Origin of the sequence: Brevibacterium sanguinis (assembly GCF_039528855.1) — a bacterium.
Classification (GTDB): Bacteria; Actinomycetota; Actinomycetes; order Actinomycetales; family Brevibacteriaceae; genus Brevibacterium; species Brevibacterium sanguinis.
Genome location: NZ_BAAAMB010000004.1, coordinates 154,770 through 165,733 on the forward strand (window position 1 = coordinate 154,770; position 10,964 = coordinate 165,733).

Here is a 10,964-nt window from a genome sequence, read left to right on the forward strand (position 1 = left end):
GGGGCGTCGTCGTGTCCGCGGGAACCACCTCGGGGGCGTCGTCGTGTCCGCGGGAACCACCTCGGGGGCGTCGTCGTGTCCGCGGGAACCACCTCGGGGCGTAATGTGCCGCGGGCACCCAACGGGGGCGTCGTCATACCCGCGATCCCCGCTGTGTCCGCGATCCCCGCTGTCCTCCGGCACGTGCGCATCCACTTCAGGCATATTCATAAATACATACGCATATGTTAATGTGAGTGTGAAAGGAGTCCTCATGTCTCATGACCACTCGCACGAAACCGGGTCGCGCAAGCGGCTCGCGATCGTGTTCTGCATCGTCCTGGTGATCTTCGCCTTCCAGGTCTTCGGTTCGATCTGGACCGGCTCGCTCGCCCTGCTCGTCGACACCGGACACAACTCCGTCGACCTCATCGGACTGGGCATCGCGCTGTTCGCCGCGACGCTCGTCGCGCGGCCGCCGAAGGGGCAGAAGACGTGGGGCTTCAAGCGCGCCGAGGTGCTCGCCGCCGGTGCGCAGGCGACCCTGCTCCTCGGCCTCGGCATCTACAGCCTCATCGAGGGTGTGCGCCGCTTCTTCGCGCCGCCCGAGGTGCCCGGCCCCGAACTGCTCATCTTCGGCGTCGTCGGCCTCGCCGGCAACGTCGTCTCGATCCTCATCCTCACCTCGTCGAAGAACTCCTCGCTCAACCTGCGCGCGGCGTTCCTCGAGGTCATCGCCGATGCGCTCGGCTCCGTCGCCGTCATCGTCGCCGCGGTCTCGATCTGGCTCTTCGACTGGACCCGCGCCGATGCCGTCGCCGCCCTCGTCATCGCCGCTCTCATCGTGCCCCGCGCGTTCGCGATCCTCAAGGAGACCGGATCGATCCTCCTCGAGTCCGCGCCGAAGAAGCTCGACCTCGAGGACGTGAAGAAGCACATCGAGGACGTCGATCACGTCGAGGCGGTCCACGACCTCCACGTCACCCGCATCGACTCGAACCTCCCCGTGCTCACCGCCCACGTCGTCCTCGCCGACGAGTGCTTCTACGACGGGCACGCGCCGCGGATCCTCGCGGACCTGCAGGCCTGCGTGGCCGACCACTTCGACGTCTCGATCGAGCACTCGACGTTCCAGTTCGACACGGCGAAGGACGCGGAGAAGGAGAAGCAGACCCACAGCTGAGGCCCCGGCACCGAGGCGGCTGCACCGCAGACCAGAGCGCCCGCCGTTCCCCCGCAGAGCGGGGAGACGGCGGGCGCGGCTGTGCCGGGCTGGGAGGTCAGGGAGTCGGCATCGGTGCGGCCGCCTCGGCGTGGATCGCTTCGAGCTGGGCGACGATCGCCTCGGTCATCTCGATCGTGTTCGCGCTTCCGCCGAGGTCGCGCGGCAGGATCCTGGCCTCGGTGACGTTCTCGACGGCGTGACGCACCGCGTCGGCCTCGGCGGGCCGGCCGAGATGGTCGAGCATGAGCGCGGCCGAGGAGATCGCTCCGATGGGATTCGCGACACCCTGCCCGGCGATGTCGGGCGCCGAGCCGTGGACCGGCTCGAACATCGAGGGATGCCTGCGTTCGGGGTTGAGGTTCGCACTCGCGGCGAGTCCGAGGCTGCCGGCCAGTGCGGAGCCGAGATCCGAGAGGATGTCGGCGTGGAGGTTCGAGGCGACGACGACGGAGAGCTCTTCGGGGCGCAGGACGAACTTCGCGCTCATCGCATCGACGAGGACGCTCTCGGTCGCCACGTCCGGATAGTCCTCGGCGACGCGGGCGAAGACCTCGTCCCAGAGCACCATGCCGTACTGCTGGGCGTTCGATTTCGTCACGCTCGAGACCTTCTTCACCGGACGCGTGCGGGCGAGGTCGAAGGCGAAGCGGATGATCCGCTCGGTGCCCTTCTCCGTGTGGAGGCTCGTCTGCAGGGCGACCTCATTGCCGGGGCCGCGACCGCTCAGATTGCGCCCGCCCATGCCCGCGTACTCGCCCTCGCTGTTCTCCCGCACGACGATCCAGTCGAGTTCGGTGTCATCGGCCTTGCGCAACGGGGACTCGACTCCGGGCAGGAAGGTCACGGGCCGGATGTTCGCCCACTGGTCGAACGGCTGCGTGATCGCCAGGCGCAGCCCCCACAGGCTCGTGTGATCGGGGACGTCGGCCGAACCGACGGCACCGAAGTAGATGGCGTCGTGCTTCTGCAGCTCGTCGAGGCCGCCGGCGGGGATGTAGTGGCCGTGCTCGAGGTAGTGCTCCGAGCTCCACGGGTACTCGGTGATGTCGAAGGCGATCGCGCCGTCGGAGAGCTTGGCGACCGTGTCGAGCACGCGCAGTCCGGCGGCGACGACCTCGCCGCCGATGCCGTCGCCGGGAATCGATGCGATGGAGAAGGTCTGGGTATCGGTCATGTCGGTCCTCGATCGTCAGAGGGAGTGGGCTCATTCCATTGAGCGCGTCAACGAGTCATAAGTCCAAGACGAGTTCTCGATTCCATTCATCGGCTCTGCCTATGGTTGGGGGAGTGACCCCTCCTCAGTTCGAGGGAGCAGCCCTGAGTCGCCGAGGCGGGCGGCAGTGCCGAGGAACGCCGCGACGGCCGGCGTGAGCCCCGCGGGACGGGAGACGGCAGAGACGTGCAGCGCCGGCGCACCGCGCAGGGGGACCATCTCGACGTCGTTCGCCGCGGCGAACACCTGCCACGCCGAGGGCAGGACGGCTGAGCCGAGCCCCGCACGGACGAGGGGCAGGATCGACGAACGATGCGCCACCTCGGCGGTGATGTCGATGTCGATCCCCTCCGCGATGAGCCCATCGACGTAGGCGCGCATGAGCGAGCCCGGGTGGGAGACGATGAAACGGGTGCCCGCCAGCGCTCTCGGGTCGACCGGCGCTGGTCCGGGCGGCGTCTGCGACCGCGGGCGGGCGAGCATGAGGGGGTGAGCGGTGACCTCGAGGACGTCGAGATCCTTGACCTTCAACGGCTCGCGGCTGCCGGGGAAGCCGATCTCGGCGCGACCGTGGCGGACGGCCTCGAGGGTCTCCTCGGCGGTGAAGGTGCCGTCGACGGCGAAGGCGATCTTCGGATGCGCGAGCGTGAAGCTCGCCATCAGCGACGACAGCGGTTCGATGCTCGGCGAGGGCATCGCCGCGATCTCGATCCGACCGGCCTGGAGCCCGCGCAGACGATCGATGTGCGCCTTCGCCGCATCGAGGTCGCGGACCGCGAGCCTAGCCGGACCCTCGAACTCACGCCCGGCCTCGCTCAGACGCACGGTGCGGCCGATGCGGTGGAAGAGCGAGACCCCGAGTTCCCGCTCCAGCCCCTTGATCGTCTGCGACAAGGACGGCTGGGCAACGAGCATGGCCTCTGCCGCCTTCGTGAAGCTGCCGGTGTCGACGACGGCGAGGAACTGGCGGAGCTGACGAATATCCATAGGCCCATGCTATTGGTCTGATCGGAAACAGGCCTTGGACTATATCGGTCCGCTCGGTCACGCTGGACTCACAGCGATGAAAGGACCAAAGACGGTGGATATCTCGCAGGGACGAGGCAACGGCGGCTCGTCGGTTCAGAAGACAGATGTGCGCGAAGCGCTGCTCGGCGGCAAGACCTTCCGCAGCCTGAGCGAACAGAAGCTCTCTCCACGGGAGGAGAGGTTCGAACGGGCCCGGATGACCTCGGGGTTCATCCTCGCTCCTGCGGTCGCGATCATCTTCGCGCTCATCCCGTTCGACCTCACATATCAGCAGCACATGCTCGCTGCCGTCCTCCTCGGCGTCATCGTCCTCTGGATCACCGAGCCGGTGCCGATCCCGATCGGAGGACTCCTCGGTGTCGGGGTCGTCGTCGTGCTCGGTATCGTGCCGGCCGCGGACGCCGTCGGACCGTTCGGGTCGTCGACGATCTTCACCTTCATCGGCGCGTTCATCCTCGCGCAGGCGATGCTCCACCACGGGATCGCCCAGCGGCTCGCGCTCACCGTGCTCTCCCTGCCCGGGGTCGGCAGATCGGTGTACCGGGTGATCATCGCCTTCGGTCTCATCACGTGCATCCTCTCCGCGTTCGTGTCGAACACGGCGACGGTGGCGATGCTCATGCCCACCGCGCTCGGCATCCTCGCGGTCATCGCCGAGCTCCTCCAATCGCGCGGCATCGTCAAACCCGACTTCGACCCGCTGCGGCTGCGGGTGGGAGCGGCGCTGCTGCTCATGCTCGCCTACGGGGCGAGCGTCGGCGGTCTGCTCACGCCGGTCGGGTCGCCGCCCAACCTCATCGGGCGCGGCCTCATCGAGGAGGCCACCGGCGAGAAGATCTCCTTCGGTCAGTGGATGGCCGTCGCGTTCCCGATCTGTGTGGCGATGTTCATCGTGCTCGCCCTCGTCCTCCTGCTGCTGCTCAACAAGCCGGAGATCCGCAGGATCGAAGGCGTCGAGGAGTATGTGAAGAAGGAGCTCGCCGAGCTCGGACCCGTCTCCCGCGCGGAGAAGAACACGCTCTTCGCCTTCGGTCTCACTGTCGTCCTCTGGCTGCTGCCGGCCTTCGCTGCGCTGTTCGCGGGCACCGACTCCGCGATCTACGAGTTCCTCGACTCCCGTCTCGACGAGGGGATCGTCGCGGTCATCGGCGCGTCGTTGCTCTTCATCCTGCCGGTCAACTGGAAGAGGCGCGAGCCGACCCTGACGTGGAGCCAGGCGGCGAAGATCGACTGGGGCACGATCATCCTCTTCGGATGCGGCATCATCTTCGGGTCGCTGCTCGCCGACACCGGACTCGCCGAGACGATCGGCAACGGGTTCGCGGAGACGCTGGGCGTGACGAGCCTGTTCACCATCACGATCGTCTCGGTGATCCTCGCGATCCTCATCTCGGAGACGACGTCGAACACCGCGGCGGCCGCCGTCATCGTCCCGATCGTCATCCCGCTCTGCCAGGCGGCAGGAGTCGATCCGTTCGTGCCGGCGATGGCGGCGACACTGGCCGCCTCCTTCGGGTTCATGCTTCCGGTGTCGACGCCGCAGAACGCCATCGTCTACGGCACCGGAGCGGTGCCGATCACGAAGATGATCCGCACCGGGTTCACCTTCGACATCGCCGGTGCCATCCTCATCATCGTCCTCGCCCCGATCATGATCGGAGTCGTCGGCCTCGGACAGTGAGGTCCCCTCGCCGAGGTGGTCCGGCCTGCCGGCGACCGCCGCGGCGAGGAATGACCGCCTCGGCGAGAATTCAGCGCTCCGGGAGGATCTCGATCGACTCGGTCCGGAACTTCTCGAGCTTCGCCGGGTCGATCGTCACCCCGAAGCCGACGGTGTCGGGGACGTCGACACGGCCGTCGCGCATGACGATCTCCTCGGTGATGTCCTCGTGGAAGAAGCGATTCGACCCGGAGATGTCACCGGGGAGGGTGAAGCCGGGCAGTGAGGCCAGCGCCGCGTTCGCCGCACGCCCGAGACCGGTCTCGACCATCCCGCCGTGCCACACGGCCACACCGTTGGCGGCAGCGAGGTCGTGGATCCGCTTCGCCTCGATGTACCCGCCCACCCGGCCGGGTTTGATGTTGATGACCGCCGCTGCCCCGAGCGCGATCGCGTCGGCGGCCGCCTCGGCGGAGACGATCGACTCATCGAGGCACATCGGGGTCTCCATGAGCTTCGCGAGCTCCGCGTGCTGCCGGATGTCGGCCTCACCGAGGGGCTGTTCGATGAGGAGGAGGCCGTAGTCGTCGAGGCGGCGCAGGTGGGAGGCATCGACGAGCGTGTACGCGGCGTTCGCGTCGACCTGGAACCCGAAGTCGTCGCCGAAGGCCTGACGGACCGCGGCGACCGGGGCGATGTCCTTGCCCGGCTTGATCTTCAGCTTGATCCGCGCGTAGCCCTCGTCGAGGTAGCCGCCGATGACCCTGACCGTCTCCTCGACGGAGTCCTGGATGCCGACCGACACCCCTGAGGGCACGGAGTCGACGACCCCGCCGAGGTAGGACTTGAACGACTGGCCGGTGAGCTGGAGCTGCGCGTCGATGACGGCCATCTCGAGCGCGGACTTCGCCATCGGGTGCCCGATGACATGCCGCAGGTGCCAGCCGACCGTCTCGGCCGTGAGTTCGTCGACGGCGAAGAGGATCGGGGCCAGCCACCGCCGAGTGACATCGATGCCCGCGGCGACGTACTCGGAGGAGTAGAGCGGGGAGATCATCGCGACCGATTCGCCCCACCCGGTGATCTCGCCCTTGGAGGTGTCGAACCGCGCCTCGACGAGGTAGCAGTCCTTCTCCGTCTCCCGCATGAACGAGGTCTCGAACGGGGTGACGAGGGGAATGGACACCTGGTGAAGGGTGATCGACGTGAGCTTCATCGGCCGCGGCTCCTGCTTCGCAAAAGGGAAAGGTGATCGTCACCACCTTATGCCCCGGCACCGAGGCGGTAGTGCCCCGGGCCGTGGATTGGTACGGTGGGGCGAAGAGGGCACACGACGAAGAGGGGCCCACCGTGAACGACTACCTGCGGAGTCTCACCGCACGCAAGCAGTCATGGTTCGGGCTCAAACTCCCCGTCAAGGCGGCCCTCGCACAGCCGCTGCTCCACCCGCTCATGCGCGCGGTCGCCCCGCACATCTCCGGCATCCGGATCGGCCGGCTGCCCGCCCCGATCGGACTCACCGAGGTGACCGGTCGTGCCGGCGGAGCCTCCTTCGTCCTCGTCGATCCCTTCCGCTGCGAGATCGCCAAGGAGTTCTACTGGGGGAAGGGCCGGCGCACCGAACCCGAGGACGCCTTCGCCCTCGACCTCATGGTCGACCTCAGTCGCGACGCCGAGGTGTTCGTCGACATCGGCGCCTACACCGGGGTCTTCACGATGGCCGTCCTCGCCGCCAACCCCACTGCCGTCGCCCACTCCTTCGAGATCATCCCCGCCGTCGTGGCCGGGTTGGAGAAGAACATCGCGCGCAACCGCCTCGGCGAGCGGGTGACCGTCCATCCGACGGGCGTGGGCGCACCGGGCACGACGATGCGCGTGCCCAGAGGGGACGGGGGATCGGCGCTGCCGTCGTTCTACGCCGCGAGCATGGACTTCGCCGAGGGCGTCGAGGTCCGCTTCACCTCCCTCGACGAACTGCTCGCCGAACTGCCTGCCGGCACGTCGCGGGTGACGGTGAAGATCGACGTCGAGGGGGCGGAGAACGACGTCCTCGGCCATGGGGCGGAGTTCCTCGCCGCCCTGCGCCCGGACATCCTCTGCGAAGTCCTCGACGACCGGGCCCAGCCGGGCGAGCTCATGAGACTGCTCGAACCGCACGGGTACAGCTACTTCCTCGTCGGGTCCGAGGAGCTCACCCACTCCGAGCGCATCGTCCCCGACCCCCACTTCCGGGACTGGCTGTTCACGGTGCAGACCCCGGAGGAGCTGAGCGCGAACGGGTACCCCGTGGCGTGAACGGGCCGGCTTGGGCTGGGACGCGGGGCCACGGCAGAGGGGCTTGAGCAGTCTGCGCCGATTCGAAGGCGATTGTGCGGAACGTCCATGGTGATATCTCCGCGAATCTCACCCTGAACGTGGCGCAGAATCGGGCGGTGGCGGCAGCCCCGCCGCCTTCAGCGTCCCAGCTGATCGGCGATGAGGGCTGCCAGCAGCGCCGTGCGCGGGGCGATCTCGGCGATGAGTGCGTGCTCGTGTTCGGCATGCGCCCCGTCGCCCACGGCGCCGAGGCCGTCGAGCGTGGGAATCCCGTCGCCGGCGGTGAAGTTCCCGTCGGAGGCACCGCCGACGGCGACTCCGCGCGGGGCCGCGATCCCGAGCTCGGCGGCCAGTGCCGTCGCCCGGTCGAAGAGGGCCGCCGACTGCTCGGGTTCGAACGGCGGGCGGTTGATCCCGCCGATCACCTCGGTCGTCGACCCGTCGAGCTGCGGGTCTGCGGCGAGTGCCCGGATGGCCGCGTCGACACGTTCGAGCTCGGCCGCGGTGCGGGCGCGGACATCGACGTCGACGCGCGCCTCGGCGGGAACCGTGTTCGACGTCGTCCCCGCGGAGATCACGGTCGGCACGACGGTGGTGCCCGCCTCGGCGTCGGAGAGACCGGCGACGAGCGGGAGGGTGAGCGCCAGCGCCATCCCCGCGTTGACGCCCTTTTCCGGTTCGAGCCCCGCGTGCGCGGCCCGGCCGCGGAACACGAGCGTGTAGATTCCGGTGCCCTTGCGCTCGAGCTTGAGCGCACCGTCGGCGCTCGCCTCCATGACGAACACGGCCGCGGCATCGGCCGCCTCGGCGCGGATGAGATCGGACGACGTCACCGACCCCACCTCCTCATCGCCGGTGATGAGGATCGAGAGCCCAGCGAGGCCCTCCTCGCCGAGGCGGTCGCGGAGCATCGCGACCGCGTGGACGCTCATGATCGCCCCGGTGAGCATGTCGAAGCTGCCGGGACCGCGGAGGACGCCGTCGGCGGTGGAGAACGGGAGGCGATCGAGCGTGCCGTGGGGCCACACGGTGTCCTGATGGTTGAGGAGGACGACGCGGGGAGCGCTGTCGCCGAACCGCAGGCGCACGTGCGTGACGCCGTCGACGGTGAGGAGTTCGGCCTCGGCGCCGAGGCGCTCGCGCAGGAGCGCGGCGAAGTCGGCTGCCCCGCGCGCCACCGCCTCCTTGTCGGCCGACGGCGTCTCGAGCGAGATGACCCGCTCGAGGTCGGCGAGCATGGCAGGAAGGCGATCCTCGGCGCTGCGGACGAGGTCAGAGGGCTGAGTGGAGGTGTTCGCAGAGGTCGACATGGGCCCGATTCTAGTGCGGGACACCGACGGTAACCCGCCCTGTCCGCATCGCGTGCTCAGGGAGCGGCGGTCCTGGCCGGGGTGTCCGGCGGTGTTCGCGCTGAGAGAAGTCACGGGGAGGGCGGACACAACCTCTGCAGTGTGTGGTTTGCTTGTCGTATGGGTGAGGCAGTGAGTTCGAAGCGGTACACACCGGAAGAGCGGACCTTGTACCGCGAGAAGCTCGCGGAGAATCTGGAGCTCTTCGACACGTACCTCCGTCATGCCGAATTCAAATCGGCGGGCACGATCGGGCTCGAACTCGAGCTCAACCTCGTCGACGAGGACAATCAGCCGAGCCTGCGGAACAAGGAGGTGCTCGCCGACCTCGACGACGAGTTCCAGTCCGAGATCGGCGGCTTCAACCTCGAACTCAACCATCCGGTCCTCCAGGTCGCCGGGCGCGGACTGAAGACCCTGGAGTCCGGGGTCGCCGATCGCCTGGCCCGGGCCAAGCGCGCCGCCAAGGCGAAGGGGCTGAAGATCGCCTCGATCGGGACCCTGCCGACGCTGACGACGCAGTTCCTCAGGACCGAGCCGTGGATGACGGAGGAGAACCGCTACGCGGCGCTGAGCAACTCGGTCATCGACGCGCGCGGGGAGTACGTGCAGATCGAACTCGACGGCAAGGAGACGTACCGGCAGGAGTTCTCCGACATCGCCCCGGAGTCCTCGTGCACGTCGATGCAACTCCACCTCCAGGTCGCCCCGAACAAGTTCGCCGAGGCATGGAACGCCTCCCAGGCGATCGCCGCCGCACAGGTCGCGGTGAGCGCGAACTCCCCGCTGTTCGTCGGCCACAAGCTCTGGCACGAGTCGCGGATCCCCGTCTTCGGCCAGTCGATCGACACCCGCACCCCGGAGCTCGTCACCCAGGGGGTGCGCCCGCGCGTGTGGTTCGGGGAGCGGTGGATCACGAGCGTCTTCGACCTCTTCGAGGAGAACGTCCGCTATTTCCCGCCGCTGCTGCCGGAGATCAAGGACTTCGTCGAGTTCAGCGATGCCGATGCCCCGAAGCTCTTCGAGCTCAACCTCCACAACGGCACCGTGTGGCGGTGGAACCGGCCGATCTACGATGCCGGCGACAACGGCGCGCACATCCGGGTGGAGAATCGTCTGCTGCCGGCCGGCCCCACCCCCGTCGACATGGTCGCCGATGCCGCGTTCTACTACGGACTCGCCGAGTTCCTCGTCGGAGAGAACCGTCCCGTCTGGTCGCGGATGTCCTTCGCCGAGGCGCGCGAGAACTTCTTCGCGTGCGCGAAGGACGGCATCACCGCCCGGGTGACGTGGCCGAAGATCGGGCACATCGCCGTCTCCGATCTCGTCATCGACGTCCTCATCCCGCAGGCCCGCCGCGGTCTGCGGCGCCTCAACATCGACAAGGACGTCATCGACGAGTACATGTCGATCATCGAGGGCCGTGCTGAGCGCAAGGCCAACGGGGCGACGTGGCAGCTGCGGATGCTCGACCGGCTTGCGCCGGGCAGCCGGAAGAACACCCGCGAACGCGACGAGGGGCTCAAGGCGATGATGGACGCCTACCTGACGAACCAGGAGAGCGGCCGCCCCGTCCACACATGGGACGTCCCCGCGTGAGGGGTTTGCGCTGACTGCCCCTCACCTTGCCCTGACGCCTCGACTCCAGGTCGTTCTGGACAGATTCTCGGCTGAATATTCTGCCCAGAACGACCTGAAGTCAGTCCTCCGGAGATTCCTATCTTGCGTATGGTGTTTCGCCGACCTCTACCGCCCGAGGTGAAGACCCTCCGGGCGAGAGCGGTGTTCATTCTCAAACAGTTCGATAGGACGTACCCACCATTGTGGGAGGAGCGCGCCGCTGGGCTCAGCGAACGCGAAGCCGACGTGTCGGGCGCGGTGGAAATGATCGTCGAAACGCTCGAACAATGGTCTATGGCACAAGAGCTACCGACCGCCCCGAGCTCCGAATTCGTCAGATCTGAAGTCAGTGAGCTGAACAGCGTCGTCGCCTCGATCGAACCTACTGAACAGAATTTGGTCAGCCGCATGGAGCGTCTTCTCGAATGGATCGACAGCATCAATGGCTGAAACGGGCATGCTCCTTCGCTGCGGAATTGAATTGGTGCACGAGTCCCGTCCATACGTGGGAGGGACTGCCGAAGGTTTGGTTGACTCCAAGACCGCATGATTCCTGAGAGGGCGTCGTGCTGA

General features: G+C 67.6%; 9 protein-coding genes. 5 read left to right on the plus strand and 4 right to left on the minus strand.

All coding sequences use genetic code 11. The features are described 5' to 3' along the window. Positions 1-253 precede the first annotated feature (253 nt). Positions 254-1,162 (plus strand): cation diffusion facilitator family transporter, encoded by a 909-nt coding sequence (locus ABD154_RS04785; RefSeq protein WP_198499914.1) that lies wholly within the window; start codon positions 254-256, stop codon positions 1,160-1,162. Positions 1,163-1,259: 97 nt separating this feature from the next. Here the strand turns inward: ABD154_RS04785 and ABD154_RS04790 are convergent, their stop codons facing one another. Continuing rightward, positions 1,260-2,378, minus strand: a complete 1,119-nt coding sequence (locus ABD154_RS04790; protein WP_198499913.1) for a tartrate dehydrogenase — start codon at positions 2,376-2,378, stop codon at positions 1,260-1,262. Between the two features lie 99 nt (positions 2,379-2,477). After that, complete coding sequence (locus tag ABD154_RS04795) at positions 2,478-3,404, minus strand: LysR family transcriptional regulator (protein ID WP_198499912.1); 927 nt, start codon at positions 3,402-3,404, stop codon at positions 2,478-2,480. A 94-nt stretch (positions 3,405-3,498) separates the two neighbouring features. On the opposite strand from ABD154_RS04795, the gene ABD154_RS04800 reads away from it, so the two are divergent. After that, positions 3,499-5,127 (plus strand): SLC13 family permease, encoded by a 1,629-nt coding sequence (locus ABD154_RS04800; RefSeq protein WP_232623751.1) that lies wholly within the window; start codon positions 3,499-3,501, stop codon positions 5,125-5,127. 70 nt (positions 5,128-5,197) lie between these two features. Here ABD154_RS04800 and menC read toward each other — a convergent pair whose 3' ends face one another. Continuing rightward, positions 5,198-6,322 carry an o-succinylbenzoate synthase gene (gene menC / locus ABD154_RS04805; protein ID WP_198499910.1) on the minus strand — a complete coding sequence of 375 codons (1,125 nt, stop codon included), beginning with the start codon at positions 6,320-6,322 and terminating at the stop codon, positions 5,198-5,200. Between the two features lie 134 nt (positions 6,323-6,456). Here menC and ABD154_RS04810 point away from each other — a divergent pair, with 134 nt between their 5' ends. Next, positions 6,457-7,401 (plus strand): FkbM family methyltransferase, encoded by a 945-nt coding sequence (locus ABD154_RS04810; protein ID WP_198499909.1) that lies wholly within the window; start codon positions 6,457-6,459, stop codon positions 7,399-7,401. Between the two features lie 158 nt (positions 7,402-7,559). On the opposite strand, the gene ABD154_RS04815 is transcribed toward ABD154_RS04810, so the two are convergent. Further along, the gene (locus ABD154_RS04815) at positions 7,560-8,732 is read right to left on the minus strand and encodes a M20 family metallopeptidase (protein ID WP_211978625.1); all 1,173 of its coding nucleotides are present in this window, start codon (positions 8,730-8,732) and stop codon (positions 7,560-7,562) included. Between the two features lie 159 nt (positions 8,733-8,891). On the opposite strand from ABD154_RS04815, the gene ABD154_RS04820 reads away from it, so the two are divergent. Together ABD154_RS04820 and ABD154_RS04825 are read left to right on the plus strand one after the other, a co-directional pair. Further along, positions 8,892-10,370, plus strand: a complete 1,479-nt coding sequence (locus tag ABD154_RS04820) for a glutamate-cysteine ligase family protein (RefSeq protein WP_211978626.1) — start codon at positions 8,892-8,894, stop codon at positions 10,368-10,370. 159 nt (positions 10,371-10,529) lie between these two features. Then, positions 10,530-10,841 carry a hypothetical protein gene (locus ABD154_RS04825; RefSeq protein ID WP_211978627.1) on the plus strand — a complete coding sequence of 104 codons (312 nt, stop codon included), beginning with the start codon at positions 10,530-10,532 and terminating at the stop codon, positions 10,839-10,841. The last annotated feature ends 123 nt before the right edge of the window (positions 10,842-10,964 follow it).